This window comes from Winogradskyella marina (assembly GCF_015645385.1).
GTDB lineage: Bacteria > Bacteroidota > Bacteroidia > Flavobacteriales > Flavobacteriaceae > Winogradskyella > Winogradskyella marina.
Map to the genome: position 1 here is coordinate 33,363 of NZ_JADOET010000007.1, position 19,308 is coordinate 52,670.

A 19,308-nucleotide genomic window follows, 5' to 3' on the forward strand; every position below is an offset into this window, starting at 1 on the left:
AAAAGGTATTATGAAAAAACTACTCAAACTTACTCCAATGTTTCTTTTATTAATTGGATTAGCATCTTGCAGCTCTGTAAAAGTTGCCGCTGATTACGATAGAGAAGCTAATTTTGATAATTACAAAACCTTTGCTTTTTTTAAGCCTGGTATTGATAAAGCAGAAATTAACGACATTGATAAGCGAAGAATTCTAAGAGCAATTGAAGCTGAACTGATGGCTAAAGGTTATACGAAATCAGAAAACCCAGATATGCTAGTTAGCATGTTTACCAAATCTAACCAACGCGTAGATGTTTACAACAATGCTTGGGGCTATGGAGCTTGGGGCTGGGGAGGCTATGGCGGTTGGGGTTGGAGATCTGGTTGGAACAACAATCAGGTAACTACTACAACAGAAGGAATGCTATTTATAGACCTTATTGATACCGCAAAAAAAGAATTAATTTGGCAAGGCTCCGGAACTGGAAGTCTAAATTCCAATAACGCCGAGAAAAAAGAAGCTCGTATTAAAGAGTTTGTATCTAAAATGTTGGAGCAATTTCCTCCAGAAGAATAAGAAAATAGAAGTCAGTAATAAAAAAGCACTAATTTAAAATTGGTGCTTTTTTATTTCCTAGAACTACATAACTAGACTTTAAATCTAAATAATCTATCTTTGCCGACTTTTAAAAGCAAATACTATGAAATTTGGGAAGAATACCCTAAAAAACTTTACTCAAAACCCAAAAAATGATATTCTAGCTGGTGTTACAGTATCATTAGCAATGATTCCTGAAGTTGTTGCCTTCGCATTTGTCGCGCAAATTAGTCCGATTGTTGCACTGTTTGGGGCCTTTATAATAGGAATTGTATCAGCCCTTTTCGGAGGACGACCTGGTTTAATCTCTGGAGCCGCAGGAGCTGTTGCTGTTATTTTTGTTCACATGATTCAAGAAGGACATGCTAAAGGTTTATTATTTGACACACCTGTAGACAACATGGGTTATTTTTATTTACTAGCAGCCGTTGTTTTAATGGGACTCATTCAAATTTTAGCAGGCGTTTTTAAACTTGGTAAATTTGTACGTTTAATTCCCCATCCTGTAATGCTGGGTTTTGTAAACGGATTAGCTATTGTCATTTTCTTGGCGCAACTCGGAATGTTTAAAGAAAATACTAAGGATATTTTCGGTCAAAACATGCGCAAAACCGAATCTAAAGAGTTGGTTTACAATGTAAGTGATAATTCCGTTAGAGATTTAATTTCTGACACCAAAATATTTTCAATAAATGAAGACACAGTAACTAATATCAGTACAGGTGAGCGTGTTTTTATTATAGCAGACAATCAAGTTTATGATATAGACACTAAACAAGTTGTTTTTAATATAAAAGATAATGGCTTCTATTCGGTAAGAGATAATGGAGTTGTAAAATCTACAATGGAAGGCGAAAAACTCTATATAATGATTGGTTTAGTCTTACTCACCATGTTCATAATTTGGGGTTTACCTAAACTAACAAAAAAAATGCCTGCTGCATTAACAGCTATCTTAATTGTAACGTTAATCTCCATTTTCGGAGGACTTCATTCTATCAATGTCGGAGACTTTATACGAGATGGTGGCGGAGCAGGTTTAAATGGATTTGACGAACTTTCCAGTAAACTTAACCTTAGTGAGCTATGGAGTCATCTACCCTTTAATTTAGACACTCTAAAATTTATTGCCCCTTACGCTTTTTTAGCCGCTTCGGTAGGCCTTATAGAAACATTAATGACCATGAATCTTGTAGACGAGTTAACAGACTCTAGAGGAAATGGAAACAGAGAATGCGTCGCTCAAGGTGCAGGTAACATGGTCAGTGGTATCTTGGGAGGAACTGGTGGCTGCGGAATGATAGGTCAAACCGTAATTAACATTAATGCAGGAGGACGAGGTCGTTTGTCTGGTGTAATGATGGCAATTACCCTATTGACTTTTATTTTATTTGCCGATAAATATATTGAACAAGTTCCTATTGCAGCCTTAGTTGGTGTTATGTTTATGATGGTCATTGACACGTTTGCTTGGTCTAGTTTTAGAATTATGAAAAAGATACCTGTATCAGACGCTGTTGTACTGGTAATTGTTTCGGTGGTAACTGTTTTCTTCGATTTAGCTATTGCAGTTTTTGTTGGTGTTATTATTTCAGCTTTATCCTTTGCATGGGAGAATGCTAAGAAAATTAGGGCACGTAAACGCATTCAAAAAGACGGAACTAAAACGTATGAAATTTGGGGACCATTATTCTTTGGAAGTATTACTGCTTTTAATGAAAAATTTGATATTAAAAATGACCCTGACATTGTAGAAATAGATTTTGTTGAAGCCCGTATTTCAGACCATTCTGCCATTGAAGCTATTTTTATTATTGTCGAAAAATATCAAGCTGAAGGAAAAACTATAAAACTAAAGCACCTAAGTGAAGATTGTAAAGTTTTATTGTACAAAGCCAGTCCTAAATTTAAAGATGTTATAGTTGAAGCCATTGATGATCCACGCTATCATTTAGCAGCCGATCCTGAAAGATTTACAAAACCATTATCAGAGTATAATGTTTAAACTTCAAGTGTAAACGAACTAAACATTCAAACTGAGTTAGTTAAGTCATTTTTAAAATAAGCGACTTAAATTAATTGAATTTCAATTAATTACATTATATTTGCAGCTTAATTTAATATATTTTAATATGAGTACTGGTACAGTAAAATTTTTTAATGACTCTAAAGGTTTTGGATTCATAACAGAAGAAGGAAACGGTAAAGAGCATTTTGTACATATTTCTGGTTTAGTCGATGAGATTAGAGAAGGTGATAATGTAGAATTCGATTTAGCAGAAGGAAAAAAAGGATTAAACGCAGTTAATGTAAAAGTTATATAATTATATATCTTACAATCTTTTTAAGAAAAAAAAATAGAGCCTATCGTTAGATAGGCTTTTTTTTATGCTCAATATTGAATAAATATTAGACTACTAGTAATTCAACAAGTTTTCAATTTTAGCTTTCACTTTCTCAGTTGAAGGAATCATAGTTTCTTCCAAAGTAGAATTCAGAGGAATAGCTGGCATATTCTCACTTCCAATAGTCATAACAGGTGCGTCTAAATACTTAAAACATTCCTCTTGAATTTTCCCAGATAAAGCTCTAGCAAAACTATTATTGGAAGGTTCTTCAGTAACTACTAAACATTTACCTGTTTTCTTAACTGATGTCATAATGGTGGTTTCATCCAAAGGAAATAACGTTCGCAAATCAATCACTTCAATTTGGTCTTTCATGCCTAATTCTTCAGAAGCATTCATAGCCCAATGCACGCCCATACCGTAGGTTACTATCGTTAAAGTCTCTACATTGTCTTGTTTCCAGATTTCTTGAAGCACCCAAGCTTTCCCAAATGGTAATACATAATCTTCACTTGGTTCAATAGATGTGGCTCCTTTAGTGCCTGGAACTTTAGACCAATACAGGCCTTTGTGTTCTAAAATCACTACCGGATTTGGGTCATAATAAGCCGCTTTCAATAAGCCTTTTAAATCTGCTCCATTACTTGGATAAGCGATTTTTATACCTCTAATATTGGTAATTACAGATTCTACAGAAGACGAATGATAAGGACCTCCACTACCATAAGCTCCAATTGGCACTCTAAGAATCATACTTACTGGCCATTTACCGTTAGATAAATAACAGCTTCGACTCACTTCTGTAAACAGTTGATTTAATCCTGGCCAAATATAATCCGCAAACTGAACTTCGACGATTGGTTTTAAGCCTACAGCAGACATACCTACTGTAGAACCTACTATAAAGGCTTCTTGAATTGGCGTGTTAAAAACGCGGTCGTCACCAAATTTCTGCGCTAAGGTTGCCGCTTCTCTAAAAACACCGCCTAATCGTCCACCAACATCTTGACCGTAGAGTAAGCACTCTTTATGTTTTTTCATGAGTTCCTCAACCGCAAATAATGCACAATCTACCATCACTACTTTTTCGGCGCCTTCTGGTGCTCGTGTTCCTTTTTCTTCTGTGATTGGCGTTGGTGCAAAATCGTTTGTAAATAAATCTTCTGGTTTTGGGTCTTCGGCTTTTAATGCTTTTTCGTAGTCCGATTGCACCTTTTCCTTTTCGGAATTTTCAATAGCTAAAACTTCGTCTTCTGAAAAACCTGCATCTAGCATTTGTTGTTTTAAAACTGGATAAGGGTCGCGAGAACGCGCTTCCTCCAAATCATCGCGATACCATTCCATACGTACTCCAGAAGTATGATGATTTAGCAGTGGAACTTTGGCGTGTACTAAAAATGGTCGTCGTTCTTCACGTATCGTTTTTATAACTTTTTCGACAGCTTCATAACTTTCTGTAAAATTAGCACCATCAATAGAAATGGCTTCTAAACCATGAAATCCTTTTGCATATTCAAAGGCATTTTGAGCTCTAGTTTCGCCTTCATTCGCAGATATATCCCAACCGTTATCTTGCACTAAATATAAAATTGGCATTTGTTTTAAAGCTGCCATTTGAAAGGCTTCTGCTATTTCGCCTTCGGTGACTGAGGCGTCGCCCAAACTACAAACCGAAATGGGTTTTAAAGACGCTTCGACTGCGCTCGAACGGATAGTATTTGTCTCCTCGAGCGCAGTCGAGAGGTTATCTAATCCTTGAAGTTCTTTATACTGCATGCCCATTGCAACTCCTGTGGCTGGAATTGCTTGCATGCCTGTTGCAGAGGACTGATGTGGGATTTTTGGTTTATCATCATCCTTTAAACTAGGATGCGAATAATAGGTCCTTCCACCTGAAAATGGGTCGTCTTTTTTGGCTAATAGTTGTAGCATTAAATCATAGGGTTCTAACCCAAACGATAACAACATAGCATCATCTCTATAATACGGAAAGGCATAATCTTGAGGTAATAATTGCATACCTAATGCAATTTGAATAGCCTCATGACCACGAGATGTGGCATGTACATATTTTGAGACTTGTTTAAAATTAGCTTCGTATAATTCTGCCATTGCTTTTGCTGTGCAGAGTTTTGAGAATCCTTTTTTTAATATTTGTTTCTTCATATTAATCGTTCTGTCATTGCGAGGACGAAGGACGTGGCAATCTCTTGATGAGACATTTCGCCTTCGTTATGAATGATGCTATTAATTTGTTTTAAAATTATTACTCAGAGTTTCACTGAGTTTACACAGAGATACACTGAGGTTGTTTTTTAGACCTGTCAGGTTTTAAAAACCTGACAGGTCTTTACGATGTTGAACGGTTCTCATAATCTGTAACCGTAAAATTATATTTTTTACACCCCTAAAGTCCCCTCAAGGGGACAATCCTATAAAGTTAATTGGTAACAATTGTCCCCTTGAGGGGACTTTAGGGGTGTTTTGCGTTAGGGATTGAGGCATTGGTTGAAGCTCTTTTTTGTTTTTCTCAAAAAAAGCGACTGCCGAAAGCCCGACTTTTTGCGATCCTGCAAGGTTTCTAAAACCTGGCAGGTATGAGCAAAAAGTAACGCCCAACTACACTAAATTTTTGTCCTACATATTAAAATTGAAAATAAACCTACAAGGTTTTTAAAACCTTGCAGGTTAAACCAATTCGTTTTCCACTTTAACCATCCAACCAAATTTATCGTCCACTTTTCCCGTTTTAATGGCATTTAAAGTATTATTAACGTCTAAACCAACCGGACTTTCATCGGATACATGAATGGTTTTTTCGCCCATAGCGATTTCTTGAATATAGGCAATTCCTACGGCAGTTCCGGTGCCAAAGGCTTCTTCTAATCGACCGTCAATCGCCGCATCCCGAATTTCTTGAATGGTGATGGCGCGTTCTGTTACCTCAAAACCTTTATCCCTTAATATATCCATGACACTCATTCTTGTGATACCATCTAAAATCGAACCATCGCGTTGAGGTGTGATGAATTTACCATCGACTTTAAAGAAGATATTCATAGTTCCAACTTCTTGAATATAATTGTGCTCCACGGCATCTAGCCACAAGACTTGGTCGTAACCTTTGGCTTTTGCATATTCGGTTGGTCGTATGGCTGCGGCATAATTTCCTGCGGCCTTAGCTTCACCTGTTCCACCTGAGGCGGCACGGATATATTTGTTTTCTGCCCACAGCTTGATACGCTTCGTAAAAAATGGACCTGCTGGCGATGCCATAATGATAAACTTAAAATGGGTTGCGGCTCGCATTCCAATAAAAGGTTCGTCGGCATACATAAAAGGTCTTAAATATAAGGCGCTTCCATCGGCTGGCGGAATCCAATTTCGCTCTAAATCGACTAATTGTTTTAAGCCTTCGACAAACAAATCCTCTGGAAAATTAGGCATTCCCATTCGGTCTGCGCTAAAATTTAATCGTGCTGCATTTTTTGTGGGTCTGAAAAGCATAGGATTTCCATTGGTGTCAACGGTCGCTTTCATACCTTCGAAAATCGCTTGTCCGTAATGCAAAGCCATTGCTGCCGGATGTGTTGGGATTAATGCTAGAGGCTCAATTCTTGGGTTTTCCCATGTGCCGTTATTATAATCGCAGATAAACATGTGGTCCGTGAAGGTGGTTCCTAATGGAATATTGTTGAAGTCTATCGTGTCTACTCTAGATTCTTCTACTTTAGTTATTGAAATGTTAGGTTTCATATGTATTAGTTTTCGTCAGTTCGAGTGAAATTTCTTTTCTGAAATTTAGTATCGAGAAATTTTGATGGCTTCTCGATACAATTCCGATAAAAATTCGGAATCACTCGAAGTGACGTTTATTTTATATTTTTCGGTTGATATCAAATTGCTCAAAATAATCAGCAACTCTACGTACAAAACTTCCTCCTAAAAAGCCGTCCACAACTCTGTGGTCAAATGATAATGATAAATACATCATGCTACGAATAGCGATTTCGTCGCCTTTTTCAGTGGTGATAACTTCTGGTCGTTTTTTGATGATTCCCAATGCGAGAATCGCCACTTCGGGTTGGTTAATGATTGGTGTACCCATGACACTTCCAAAAGTTCCAACATTGGAAATAGTGAAGGTGCTTCCTTTTATATCATCAGCAGCTAGTTTGTTTTCTCTTGCTTTTCCGGCCAATTCGTTGACGTTAGCGGCAATTTGTTTTAAATCTTTGGTATCTGCATTTTTGACTACAGGAACAATTAAATTTCCGCTTGGTAATGCCGTTGCCATACCTATATTGATGTCTTCTTTTACGATGATATTATTTCCATCTACAGAAGCATTGATATTTGGAAAATCTTTTACGGCTTTAGCTACGGCTTCCACAAATAATGGTGTGAAGGTTAAGCGTTCGCCATATTTTTCTTGAAAGGCGACTTTGTTGGCATTTCGCCAGTTGACCATGTTGGTTAAATCTGCTTCTACATAAGCGGTAACATGAGGCGAGGTGTGTTTAGAATACACCATGTGGTCCGCAATCATTTGACGCATGCGGTCCATTTCTATGACTTTCCCTTTCCCTTTATCAAATTGTAACTGTGGAATTCGATAGGCCGTTGGGTCTTTTTCCGCAATGGGTTGTGCAAATTTATAGGGTCTTCCGTCTTCGATATATTGAAAGAGGTCGCTTTTTCGTAATCTATGGTCGTGTCCTGTTGCGGGAATTCTTGCTAATTCTTCAAAACTGATATGATGTTCTTTTGCTATTGAAATGATTAAGGGCGAGAAGAAGGTGTTTGAATTTGATGTTGAAAATGAATTTGAAGCTTGCGGAACTTGTTTTGGTCTTTTTACCTCTTTCTTCGGTTTATGTGATTTCTCACTTTCGTTCCAAACGACAGGTTTCTTATTTGAAGATTTTATGTCTTCTGAAACTTCAAGAATTGCCATAACCTCTCCAACAGGAACTACAGCTTTGGCTTGAAACAAAATTTCTTTTAATGTTCCTGATGCTGGTGCAGGCACTTCGTTATCAACCTTATCAGTTGCTACTTCTAGGATGATGTCGCCTTCTTCGAAAGTATCTCCTTCGGAAATTAACCAATTAATGATAGTTCCTTCAGTAATACTTTCTCCCATTTTGGGCATCTTCAATTCCCACGAAAGTGGGAATCTCTTATTGTCTTTCATTTCTTAATCTATTAAAGTCCATATTCCAATTAATACTAATATCCATCCAACTGGGATTCATATTTTCAATCAAATTTATTTTCCAATCTCGTTTCCATTTTTTTAATCGTTTCTCTCTAATAATTGCTTCGCTGCTATTTTCAAACTCTTCAAAATATACTAGTTTATAACAATTATATTTTGCGGTAAAAGAATTTGGGTTGACTTTTAATTTGTGTTCTTTTACTCGTTCGTCAATATTATCAGTAATACCTATATAAATTGTGCCATTAAACTTATTTGCCATAATATAGATATACCACTTACTCATTCTTACCAATATTGAGATTCCTGCCTGCGCAGGAAGTTTGTTCCTTCAGTAATACTTTCTCCCATTTTGGGCATCTTCAATTCCCACGAAAGCGGGAATCTCTCTTTATCTTTCATTTCTTAATCTATTATCAACAATATAATAAGAACTAAAGATAATACATATTGATTATTTCAATTGTTAAAGTCTTTTGTATTAATTAAAAACAGAATTATATTCTTTATAAATTTATAATTACAGATTATAATTCTTTAATTTTGCGATTATATCCGTTTTAAAAAATAATATTCTCATGGCTCAAGTTTTAGATAAAATTGATACTAAAATTCTAGGAATACTTCAAGAAAATAGTAATCGAACGACAAAAAGTATTGCTTCTGAACTTGGAATGACAACCTCTCCAATTTTTGAACGGATTAAAAAACTTGAAAAGGAAGGTTATATTGAGAAGTACGTCGCTGTTCTCAACAATAAAAAAATTGGATTAAAACTGACGGTTTTTATTGGAATCACACTACAAGGCCATACTAGAAGTTATTTGGAAAAGTTTGTGAATGAAATCAATAATTTTCCTGAAGTTATCGAGTGCCACAGAGTGAGCGGTAATTTTGATTATCTTTTAAAATTGGTGGTTGAAGATATTGAAGCTTATGAGACTTTTATTATTTCGAAATTGACGCTGCTTCCTTATTTGGGAAATGTTCAGAGTTTGATTGCTTTATCGACTAGTAAGGAAACTAATGAGATTGATTTGAGTCGGGTTTAAGGCTTAGCCGATGGGATAACTAATTAAACATACTTAACAAAAATAAATATGTAATCAAATCAAAGTACTCTAACACCTGCTCATCTTCATTCATTATTTTATCCAACTGGTATCCTTTAACGGATTCTATATAGGTTACTAGGTCTTTTGGTTTTATAAAGTTGTTTGCTCTATATTGTTTTAAATTAATTATTTTATTGTTAGTTAAATCTTCTTCAAACTTTTCATAATTCCCTTCAGTAAATCGTGACGCCAAATCCCCTATTTTTAAAGAATTAAAAACTATTATTTGTTTTTCACCATACCAATGTTTCAAAATTACATACACCTCCGATAACGTAAAACTTCTTCTCCCTTTAAAACCTAGTTTATCAAAATAATGTATAAAGGTTCCTCTATCGGTAATTCTCACAAGTTCTCTAACAACTTCCGCCTTGAATATTTTCTTATCATCAGTTTTTTGAAACATAAATTTCAGAAGAAAATCTTTATCGATTTTATCTCCGCAATACTTCAGAATATTATCCGGAAGGATTTTAGAAACATGTAGAATATAAATCAATTTCCGATCAAACTCATCGATATTAGAACAAAATAAGGTCTGCAATAAAAATCCAAATCTTAACCCATTATGCCTATTATAAGAATAGCTAAATGCATTATCTATTTCCATATTAAGAAAAAATATACCCTCTTAATAGAGGGCAGGTTTTAGCGATATAAAATTTAATTTTCTTCTCTTGAATTGTGATACTCCTCATGCTCGGGATTAAGCTGATTAGCATAATTATCTAGGTCTGCTTGTGAATGTTCTACGTCGTTGTTTAATGGCATAATTTTAAATTTTAATGATTAATATTTATTCGAACCACTAAATTAATGTAGACAACTTAAGTAGCAATGGAAATATTCTACGATAGAAAAAAAATTTAATTTTTTTTAAAAGTCTCACGAAGCGTTTGGTAAACCTCATCCTGAACTTTCATATTTTCTGGAACTTCACGAAGTGGTTCTACTGCTTTTAATGATTCATAGCAATCTGCTGGTAATTGCTGATACAGTTCTGTGCCTTTTGTTTTCCATGCTATCATTTCGTCTGTAACTCCTCTAATTACTTTTGCAGGATTTCCTACCACTAAACTTCGGTATGGAATTTTAGTTTCAGCTTTAACGAAAGACATGGCGCCGATGATACATTCGTCACCGATTTCGGTATCATCCATGATAACCGTATTCATACCAATTAAGCAATTCTTTCCCAAATTAGCGCCATGAATTATGGCTCCATGACCAATGTGAGCACTTTCCTTTAAAGTAATGCATTTTCCTGGAAACATATGCACAGTGCAGTTTTCTTGTACGTTGACGCCATCTTCTAAAATAATTTGTCCCCAATCTCCACGAATAGCTGCTCCTGGACCAATGTAACAGTTTTTACCGATGATAACATTTCCGGTAACTGCAGCTAATGGATGAACAAAACTACTTTCATGAACGACTGGGATGTAACCTTTAAAACTATAAATCATATTACTATTATACTTTACATGCTGTTAAATAATCATAAAAATCGCAATAAAACGTAAGGTTTTCTATCTTTATGTAGACTATTAAAAGATAAAAATGAAAAAACATGAATTACTCGACACCTTCTTGCGTGATACAAAAGGAAAATATTCCTCAATTAAGATTTTCTAATGATGAAGTTTTACAAAGTCTTAAAAAACAAAAATTGAGGACTCATTATTTAGAACGCGCAACTCAACTAGGCAACCTATTAAAAACTAAAGTTAAAATATATTTTAAAGATAATACGAATAGGTTGATGAGTGTAAACACCACTATTTGGGCTGTAACTTCTGATTTTGTTATACTAAAACAAGGGGTTACAATACCTAAACATAGTGTTGTATACGTTGAATAAATTTTATTTAAACCCTTTTAGTTTTTCTTTTGTAAAATCACTCAGCACCAATCGTCCACTAGTGACTGCGCGTTCTGCTAATAAAGTATCCCAATGGTCTGTGCCTTGCCAGAATACTTTTTTCATTTCAAGCATGGCTTCTGTGTTGTAAGTACATAAATGTTCTGCTGTTGTTTTTACCGCTTCATCTAAAGCTTCTGTACTATCAAAAACATGAGTATATAAACCTTTGTCTTTAGCAAATTCTGGCGAATAAAACGTATTCGCATCGATTGCAATTTGCGACATAGCGCTTAATCCCATTTTACGCTCTATGGCTGGTCCGACAACAAATGGTCCGATACCAATATTAAGCTCACTTAACTTAATAGCTGCAAATTTAGTAGCCATACAATAATCAGTTGCAGCGGCTAAACCAACACCGCCTCCAACGGTTTTCCCTTGAACACGTCCGATGATAAATTTCGGACATTTACGCATGGCATTAATCACATTAGCAAAACCGGAAAAGAATACTTTACCTGTAGCTTCGTCATTAATATTTATAAGTTCATTAAAACTTGCCCCTGCACAGAATGTTCTGTCGCCTCCACTTTTTAAAACAATAACTCTAATTGCATCGTTAGCTCCAGCATCTGTAATAGCTTGTGCTAGTTCTGCTAATATAGCACCTGGTAAGGAATTGTGTGCTGGATGGAAGAATTCTATGTAGCCTACTTCGTTCTCAATATTAATCTTAACATAAGGTTCTCTCATTTTTCTTTTATTTTATTGTCATTCCTGCGAAGGCAGGAATCTAATTTTAAAATCACTCTTCTGTTGTGGATTCCTACCTACGCAGGAATGACAAACTTCTTGTTTTTAATTGGTTCGTGTTAAATTATTTTTTCAGCAGTTTTATATCGAGAACTTTATCATGAGCTTCTCGATACAATTTGTTCATGCTTCTCAAATCACTCGAAGTGACGTTATTTTTATTCTTTGTGGATTCCCGACTTTGCAGGAATGACAAAACTATATCAATCCGAATTGCTCGAAGTGATGATTCAAATGTTTTCTTTCAAGTAAAAAAGATTCATATTTATTCAATTCCCCAAACACCAAATTTTTCAATTTAGCTTCTGGATGTTCTTTAAAATACTCAATATATCTTTCACGCTGTGCTTTAAATTTTTCGATTGCCGTTTCCAAATCAGGATGGTTTAAGTCATCCAATTTGTCTTTTTCCAACTGAGGAAACTGAGAGTTTAGTGGAAATTTATCATAATTATATAAACTATGATGTACTTTTTCTAAATATTTCTCTGGCGTAGCAATTTCAAAATCTTGAATGTCGCCTGAAGCAATTTTATAAGTGTATTCTAAATGCTCAACCATGTGTTGTGGTGTCATGATTCCCCATTTTGGCTTGGTATCTGCTGTTAATTTAGAAAGACATTCGTTTATTTTTTCTTCTGTCATTTCCTCAAAAGTTGCTTGCTTTTTCTCTACCATGGTTAATATGGTTGCAACAGCAACCAACGGACTATCTTTTTCTGTTTTCTGACTTTCTGGACGGTTTTCAAAATTAGCATCAAAAACCTCAACGTGCCACTTTACAATACCACTTGGGTGTTCTGCAGAAGTCACATCGCGGTCTACTTTTTCCTTACAGGTTAAACGCACATATATAGTATCGTTATGATATAATGGTCTTAAAAAACGGATAGAATCTAAACCATAATTTGCTGCTACTGGTCCTTTATTTGGATATACAAATAATCCTGCAGCTGCAGAAATAATAAAATAACCATGAGCCGTTCTTTTTTCGAAAATACTGCCGTCTAATGACGTAATATCGGTATGCGCATAGAAGTGGTCCCAAGTTAAATTGGCAAAATTCTGGATATCATTATCGGTTAATGTTCGTTTGTGGGTTTTTAAGGACATTCCTGGTTGGATATCTTCCCAGTGGTATTGAAACGGATGCTGTTCTGCCTCCTTATATTTGGCGTTTTGCTGGTAAATACCTGTGATTTCAGTAATCGTTGATGGCGAACCTTGAATGGCTGTGCGTTGTAAATAATGCTTTATACCACGCATTCCGCCCATTTCTTCTCCTCCACCAGCACGTCCTGGGCCACCATGCACTAAATAAGGCAATGGCGAACCGTGACCGGTACTTTCTTTAGCGCTTTCTCTATTTAAAACTAAAATTCTTCCGTGATGAGATGCTGCATTTATAACATAATCTTTAGCAATTTTATCATCGTTAGTCGCAATTGAAGACACCAGTGAACCTTTACCCATTTGTGATAAAGTAATGGCTTCGTCTAGGTTTTTATAAGGCATAATAGTACTTACAGGTCCAAAAGCTTCACGTTCATGAATGATGGTATTTTGAAACGGATGGTCTGCTCGTAATAAAATCGGACTTATAAAAGCGCCTTTTTTAGCATCGGCTCCGATGGTTTCTATTTTGTCTAAATCGCCATACACGATTTGTGCTTCTTTGGCTAAATCGTTGACCGAATCTCGAACGGCTTGCACTTGTTGATGACTGACCAACGAACCCATTCGGACTTCTTTTAGTCTTGGGTCTCCAATTGTGACTTTATCTAGTGCTTTTCCTAATGCAATCTGAACGTCTTCTACTAAATTCTCAGGCACAATAATTCGGCGGATAGCCGTACATTTTTGTCCTGCTTTTACGGTCATTTCTTTTCTTACTTCTTTGATGAATAGGTCGAATTCTGGTGTTCCAGGAATCGCGTCTTCTCCTAAAATAGAAGCATTTAATGAATCGGCTTCCATGGTGAAAGGCACAGATTCTTGAATCAACCTTGGATGCGCTTTTAACAATCGTCCTGTTTGTGCTGAACCTGTAAATGTGATAACGTCTTGTGATTCAACTGTATCTAAAATGTTCTTTACAGTGCCGTTTATAATTTGTAATGCACCTTCCGGAAGAATACCTGAATCTATAATAGTTCTTGCTACAGCTTCCGCTAAATACGAAGATGAAGGGGCTGGCAAAACGACTGCAGGAACGCCAGCCATCCAATTGACAGCACATTTTTCTAACATGCCCCAAACCGGAAAATTAAAAGCATTAATATGAACTGCAACTCCTTTTTTAGGCACCATTATATGGTGGGCCATAAAGCGTCCACCACGCGATAAATCAATAGCATCGCCTTCGACGTGATAAGGTTGGTTGGGGAACAATTTTCTTAGTGACGCATTGGCGAATAGGTTTCCGAAACCTCCTTCAATATCTATCCAACTATCTACTTTTGTTGCTCCAGTTCTGAAACTTAACTCATAAAACGAATTTTTTCTTTTGGTAAGATAAAGTGCTAATTTTTTGAGCATATTTCCACGCTCTTGAAACGTCATTTTGCGAAGTTTTTCGCCGCCTTTTGTTCTTCCGTAGTTTAAGATTTCGGGAATATCTAAACCTTCAATAGCAATGCTTGTGAATGCTTCGCCTGTAACGGCATCAAGGATTGGTGTTCCTTCTTCTTTTCCTGTTGTCCAGTTTCCTTGTACGTAGTGTTGAATCTTAAGCATATGTTATATTTTCTAAGATTTCCATTTTCATGGAAACATGATGTTTTGATTATAGTTTTACAATACCTACAAGGTTTTCAAAACCTTGCAGGATTCACTTTATTTCTTTTTTTCTACCCTCAGGTTTTTATCATCTGAGTAAGCACGCGTTAGCGATTGAACGGCTTGTTTGAGCTCCTTTTTGTTTTTCTCAAAAAGAGCGAGTAGTGAAAGCGCGACCCTTGTGGTAACGCCTAAACTATACTATAAATTTACATTTTCAATTATCGCGGCATAACCTTGACCTACACCAATACACATTGTGATTAAGGCGTATTTTTTGTTTTGTTCTTTCAACTCTAGAGCTGCAGAATACGCAACTCTTGCTCCGGTAACGCCAAGTGGATGACCAATAGCAATCGCACCGCCGTTAGGGTTGAGTCGAGGGTCATCATCTGCTAATCCCCAAGCTCTCGTACACGCCAAAGCTTGTGCTGCAAAGGCTTCGTTGAGTTCTATAATGTCCATATCTTCCATAGTTAAGCCTGCTTTTTCTAGCGCCTTGTTGGAAGCTGTAACAGGACCAATTCCCATAATTCTTGGTTCTACACCTACAACAGCCGAACTCACGATTCTTGCTAATGGTTTTAAATTGTATTTCTGCACGGCATCTTTTGATGCTATGATTGTTGCTGCGGCGCCATCGTTTAGTCCTGATGAATTTCCTGCCGTGACACTGCCGCCTTCTTTTTTGAATGCTGGTCTTAGTTTTCCTAAAACCTCTAAGGACGTGTTAGGTTTTACGAATTCGTCTTTTGAAAAAAGGATTGGGTCTTTTTTGCGTTGTGGAATTTCTACAGTTACAATTTCTTTTGCTAGTCGACCATTTTCTTGTGCTTTGGTGGCTTTCATTTGGCTCCAAAGCGCAAATTTATCTTGGTCTTCTCTAGAGATATTATATTTTTCGACAAGATTTTCAGCCGTCATTCCCATGCCATCTGTACCATACATCTCTTGCATTTTTGGATTGATAAAACGCCACCCGAATGTAGAATCGTACATTTTTGAATCGCCTCCAAATCCGGTTGATGGTTTGGCGATAACGTACGGTCCACGGGTCATGTTTTCAACACCACCTGAAATAAAAAGGTCGCCATCGTCTGCTTTTATGGCTCTGTTGGCGTGAATGATTGCGGATAATCCTGAGCTACAAAGTCTGTTGACGGTTTCGCCAGGAACTGTGAATGGTAATCCTGCTAAAAGTGCGGACATTCTTGCAACATTTCGATTGTCTTCTCCTGCTTGATTGGCGCATCCCATGATGACGTCGTCATAAGCGTCTTTTGGGATATTTGGATTTCGTTTTACGATTTCTGCAATGACAAGTGCTCCTAAATCATCTGTTCTTACGGCTGACAATGTGCCTTTGTAGTTTCCTATTGGTGTTCTTATACCGTCTATTATGTATGCTTCCATAGTATTGCCCACGAAAGTGGGTATCTTTTGATTACATTCCCACAAAAGTGGGAATCTTGTGTTTTTACTCGGTCTTAAAAAACTTATTTGTTTAAGTCTTTGATTTTAGTTTGTTCTGTTCTGTTTTATTCTGAGATTCCTGCCTTCGCAGGAATTGGTTAATCTAAAAGTGCAGAAAACGTATCTCCATTTCTAATATCGCCAGTATTATAACCTTTCATAAACCATTCCATTCGTTGTTCTGATGTGCCGTGAGTGAAACTATCTGAATTCACACTGCCTCTTGTTCGTTTTTGTATGGCATCGTCGCCGACTGCATTGGCTGCACTCAAGGCTTCTTCAATGTCTCCTTCTTGTAAATATTTTTTATTATGATGTGCCCAAACTCCTGCATAGAAATCGGCTTGTAATTCTTGTGCTACAGACAGTTTATTGGCATCCGTTTGACTTGATTGGCTCTGCAATTGTCTTACTTTATTAGATGTCCCAAGGATAGTTTGAATATGGTGACCAACCTCGTGAGCAGTCACATAAGCAATAGCAAAATCACCTCCTTTTGCACCGAACCGTGTTTTTAATTCATCGAAAAAAACCAAATCCATATAAACTTTTTGTCCGGCCGGACAGTAAAAAGGACCTGATGCAGCCGTGGCATTTCCACATCCTGTTGAGACAGCATCTGTGAATAGCACCATAGTCGGTTCTTTATAATCTCCAAGATTATTTTCCTTGAAGAGTCTGTTCCATACGTCTTCAGTATCTGCTAAAACAGTCGCCATAAATTCGCCCATCTCTACTTCTTCACTAGTTAAGTCTCTTTGCTCGACTTGCTGAGTGGTTTGGCTATTTCCAATTTGTTCAATAATTGGTGCGATTTGTTGTCCGGTTTCACCTCCAAAGAGTTGTAAAAGAATTACCACAACTGCAATGACACCACCTCCTGCTGCAACTTTACCTTTGGTTCCCATACCGCGACGGTCTTCAAGATTACCACTTTGTCTTCTACCTTTCCATTTCATATTTTAAAAGTTTATTCTTTTGTTAGTTTTCTTCCCATGGTTTTTGTGTACGATAAACTACTCCTTTAAAAAGTGCTACCAATTCGTCGCCGCGTTTCACTTCCACAATGTTGAAACCTAATTTGTTATTTACTTTTTCTATAACAGATTCTGCTACTAGATAATCGCCTTCATTCAGTGCTTCAATGTGATTGATACTGGTTTCAATTGAAACGGCATAGTTTCCATGCGTGTTTGCCGTAAACCCAAACGCTGTATCAGCTAATGAATAGCTTATTCCTCCGTGTGCTTTGTTCATACTATTTAGCATTTCTTTGCGAATCGTCATCGCTACTTTGCATCTGCCAAGTTCGCATTCTAAGATTTTTATTCCTAGCCATTGGCTGTATGCGTCTTGACTTAACATTTTATGTGGGATTTGTTCTCCGGTTAAAGGCATTAGGAATTTGGTATTAGGGATTAGTTACGTTTGTTTCTTTCTAAAATTTTCTTTCTCAATGAAGACATCATTTTTGTTAATTCTGATACTAGTTTTCGGTTTTCTTCATCTTTTTCAAAATTAATATATAATCTTCTCTTTGCTTTTGTACTGCAACTAACACATTCATTTGCACTATAAATAGCGTGATTAATATGTTTAACGAATTGAGCATCTGAACCAGGATAGCCTTCTGCGATATTTAATGCAATAGAATCGGCGGCTCTTCTGAACTGTGATGATAGTGCGTATAACTCATGGTTTGGGAATTCTTTTACTAAAGCATCAACTATTTCACCAAAATCCATTGCCTTTTGATACACTATTAAATCCTCAAATTTAAAATGATAGTTACTCTTCACACTAATGCCTATTTCCTATTACCCAATCCCTTTACAATTAAAAAAACCTCAGGCCTTCTTTATTCATTTTTCTTAATAACGGGCTACAACGGTATCTGTCTTCATGATATTCGTTGTAAAGCTCATCCATTTTATTCACGCACCAATCGATACCTTTTTCGTCTGCCCAGGCTAATAAACCTTTTGGGTAGTTGACGCCTTTGGTCATGGCGTTGTCTATGTCTTCGGCTGATGCGATGTTTAAAAATAGGGCGTCGGCTGCTTCGTTGATGAGCATGACAAGGACTCTGTTGAAAATGGATTCAGCAAGCTCAGTGTTCTGTGATTTCTCACTTTCGTTCGAAATGACACGTTTTCCATTTTCATCATAATTATAATAGCCTCTTCCAGATTTTCGTCCTAAATAGCCGGCTTCCGCAAAACGTTTTTGAGTGAATGCAGGTTTGTATCTTGGGTCGAAATAAAACGCTGTAAAAACGGTTTCGGTTACAGTGTAATTGACATCGTTTCCTATGAAATCCATTAACTCGAATGGTCCCATTCTGAAACCTCCGATTTCTTTCATTGCTGCGTCTATGGTTGCGAAGCCTGCAATACCTTCTTCATAAATTCTTAAAGCTTCGCCATAAAATGGTCTCGCCACTCTATTGACAATAAAGCCTGGTGTATCTTTGGCTACAGCAACTACTTTTTTCCAGTCTGAAATGGTTTGTATCGACTTTTCAAGCACTTCTTTTGACGTTTGAATAGCAGGAATAACCTCTACCAATTTCATTAAAGGTGCCGGATTAAAAAAGTGAATGCCGACACAACGTTCTGGCTTTTTTAGGGATGCTGCAATGGATGCTATTGATAAACTTGACGTGTTAGAAGCAATAATACAATCCTCAGACACATAACTTTCTAATTCTGAAAACACTTTTTTCTTGATGTCAAGGTTTTCAATAATGGCTTCAATCGTTAGATTCGAATCAGATAAGTCTTTTAAAGTATCAACATAACTGATATTGGATTGAATTCTGTTTTTTTCTTCTGCATTTATCCGTCCTTTTTCGATTAAGCGATTTAATATTTTTTCCAATGAAGCTTTTGCTTTGTCTAAAGCCGCCTGATTAGTATCGTATAATTTTACTTTACAGCCTGAAGTTGCCGCGACTTGTGCTATGCCACTTCCCATGGTTCCAGAACCTATTATTCCTATATTCATCTTTATGCCCACGAAAGTGGGTAACTTTTAATTAAACTTTATTTTAAATTCTTACAAGCTTTTTGAAAGCTTCTAATTCATTCTTCAATTTGAAAACACCCCTAAAGTCC

General features: G+C 36.5%; 18 protein-coding genes. 5 read left to right on the top strand and 13 right to left on the bottom strand.

Going from position 1 to position 19,308, the window contains the following annotated elements:
- Window positions 1-10 precede the first annotated feature (10 nt).
- The 3 genes from ITJ86_RS09480 to ITJ86_RS09490 all read left to right on the top strand — a co-directional run bounded on the left by ITJ86_RS09480 (window position 11) and on the right by ITJ86_RS09490 (window position 2,904).
- Entirely contained in the window at window positions 11-559 is a 549-nt protein-coding gene (locus tag ITJ86_RS09480; RefSeq protein WP_195871401.1) for a DUF4136 domain-containing protein, read from the top strand.
- A gap of 124 nt (window positions 560-683) precedes the next feature.
- Window positions 684-2,585, top strand: a complete 1,902-nt coding sequence (locus tag ITJ86_RS09485) for a SulP family inorganic anion transporter (RefSeq protein ID WP_195871402.1) — start codon at window positions 684-686, stop codon at window positions 2,583-2,585.
- A 127-nt stretch (window positions 2,586-2,712) separates the two neighbouring features.
- Window positions 2,713-2,904, top strand: a complete 192-nt coding sequence (locus ITJ86_RS09490; protein WP_179339703.1) for a cold-shock protein — start codon at window positions 2,713-2,715, stop codon at window positions 2,902-2,904.
- 93 nt (window positions 2,905-2,997) lie between these two features.
- Here the strand turns inward: ITJ86_RS09490 and ITJ86_RS09495 are convergent, their stop codons facing one another.
- The 4 genes from ITJ86_RS09495 to ITJ86_RS09510 form a co-directional block, all read right to left on the bottom strand.
- Window positions 2,998-5,094, bottom strand: coding sequence for an alpha-ketoacid dehydrogenase subunit alpha/beta (locus tag ITJ86_RS09495; RefSeq protein ID WP_195871403.1), 2,097 nt, complete (start codon window positions 5,092-5,094; stop codon window positions 2,998-3,000).
- Window positions 5,095-5,616: 522 nt separating this feature from the next.
- Window positions 5,617-6,684 carry a branched-chain amino acid aminotransferase gene (locus tag ITJ86_RS09500; protein ID WP_195871404.1) on the bottom strand — a complete coding sequence of 356 codons (1,068 nt, stop codon included), beginning with the start codon at window positions 6,682-6,684 and terminating at the stop codon, window positions 5,617-5,619.
- Window positions 6,685-6,805: 121 nt separating this feature from the next.
- On the bottom strand, window positions 6,806-8,125 hold the full coding sequence (locus tag ITJ86_RS09505; RefSeq protein ID WP_195871405.1) for a dihydrolipoamide acetyltransferase family protein: 1,320 nt from the start codon (window positions 8,123-8,125) through the stop codon (window positions 6,806-6,808).
- Window positions 8,112-8,435, bottom strand: coding sequence for a GIY-YIG nuclease family protein (locus ITJ86_RS09510; RefSeq protein WP_195871406.1), 324 nt, complete (start codon window positions 8,433-8,435; stop codon window positions 8,112-8,114). Before ITJ86_RS09510 ends, ITJ86_RS09505 begins: the two co-directional genes overlap by 14 nt.
- Window positions 8,436-8,727: 292 nt before the next feature.
- Here ITJ86_RS09510 and ITJ86_RS09515 point away from each other — a divergent pair, with 292 nt between their 5' ends.
- The gene (locus ITJ86_RS09515) at window positions 8,728-9,201 is read left to right on the top strand and encodes an Lrp/AsnC family transcriptional regulator (RefSeq protein ID WP_195871407.1); all 474 of its coding nucleotides are present in this window, start codon (window positions 8,728-8,730) and stop codon (window positions 9,199-9,201) included.
- Window positions 9,202-9,220: 19 nt separating this feature from the next.
- Here the strand turns inward: ITJ86_RS09515 and ITJ86_RS09520 are convergent, their stop codons facing one another.
- Window positions 9,221-9,874: a hypothetical protein gene (locus tag ITJ86_RS09520; protein WP_195871408.1), complete on the bottom strand. Its 654-nt coding sequence runs from the start codon at window positions 9,872-9,874 to the stop codon at window positions 9,221-9,223.
- Window positions 9,875-10,130: 256 nt separating this feature from the next.
- Entirely contained in the window at window positions 10,131-10,730 is a 600-nt protein-coding gene (locus ITJ86_RS09525) for an acyltransferase (RefSeq protein WP_195871409.1), read from the bottom strand.
- 104 nt (window positions 10,731-10,834) lie between these two features.
- Here ITJ86_RS09525 and ITJ86_RS09530 point away from each other — a divergent pair, with 104 nt between their 5' ends.
- Complete coding sequence (locus ITJ86_RS09530) at window positions 10,835-11,125, top strand: hypothetical protein (RefSeq protein WP_195871410.1); 291 nt, start codon at window positions 10,835-10,837, stop codon at window positions 11,123-11,125.
- A gap of 3 nt (window positions 11,126-11,128) precedes the next feature.
- Here ITJ86_RS09530 and ITJ86_RS09535 read toward each other — a convergent pair whose 3' ends face one another.
- From ITJ86_RS09535 to ITJ86_RS09565, 7 genes are all read right to left on the bottom strand, one after another.
- Window positions 11,129-11,881: an enoyl-CoA hydratase/isomerase family protein gene (locus ITJ86_RS09535; protein WP_195871411.1), complete on the bottom strand. Its 753-nt coding sequence runs from the start codon at window positions 11,879-11,881 to the stop codon at window positions 11,129-11,131.
- 258 nt (window positions 11,882-12,139) lie between these two features.
- The gene (gene paaZ / locus ITJ86_RS09540) at window positions 12,140-14,677 is read right to left on the bottom strand and encodes a phenylacetic acid degradation bifunctional protein PaaZ (protein ID WP_195871412.1); all 2,538 of its coding nucleotides are present in this window, start codon (window positions 14,675-14,677) and stop codon (window positions 12,140-12,142) included.
- Window positions 14,678-14,920: 243 nt separating this feature from the next.
- Window positions 14,921-16,132 carry a 3-oxoadipyl-CoA thiolase gene (gene pcaF / locus ITJ86_RS09545; protein WP_195871413.1) on the bottom strand — a complete coding sequence of 404 codons (1,212 nt, stop codon included), beginning with the start codon at window positions 16,130-16,132 and terminating at the stop codon, window positions 14,921-14,923.
- A 158-nt stretch (window positions 16,133-16,290) separates the two neighbouring features.
- Complete coding sequence (gene ypfJ, locus ITJ86_RS09550) at window positions 16,291-17,151, bottom strand: KPN_02809 family neutral zinc metallopeptidase (protein ID WP_195871414.1); 861 nt, start codon at window positions 17,149-17,151, stop codon at window positions 16,291-16,293.
- Between the two features lie 22 nt (window positions 17,152-17,173).
- Window positions 17,174-17,590, bottom strand: coding sequence for a PaaI family thioesterase (locus tag ITJ86_RS09555; RefSeq protein ID WP_195871415.1), 417 nt, complete (start codon window positions 17,588-17,590; stop codon window positions 17,174-17,176).
- Window positions 17,591-17,610: 20 nt separating this feature from the next.
- On the bottom strand, window positions 17,611-17,991 hold the full coding sequence (locus tag ITJ86_RS09560; RefSeq protein WP_195871416.1) for a four helix bundle protein: 381 nt from the start codon (window positions 17,989-17,991) through the stop codon (window positions 17,611-17,613).
- A gap of 37 nt (window positions 17,992-18,028) precedes the next feature.
- Complete coding sequence (locus ITJ86_RS09565) at window positions 18,029-19,198, bottom strand: 3-hydroxyacyl-CoA dehydrogenase NAD-binding domain-containing protein (protein ID WP_195871417.1); 1,170 nt, start codon at window positions 19,196-19,198, stop codon at window positions 18,029-18,031.
- Window positions 19,199-19,308 lie beyond the last annotated feature (110 nt).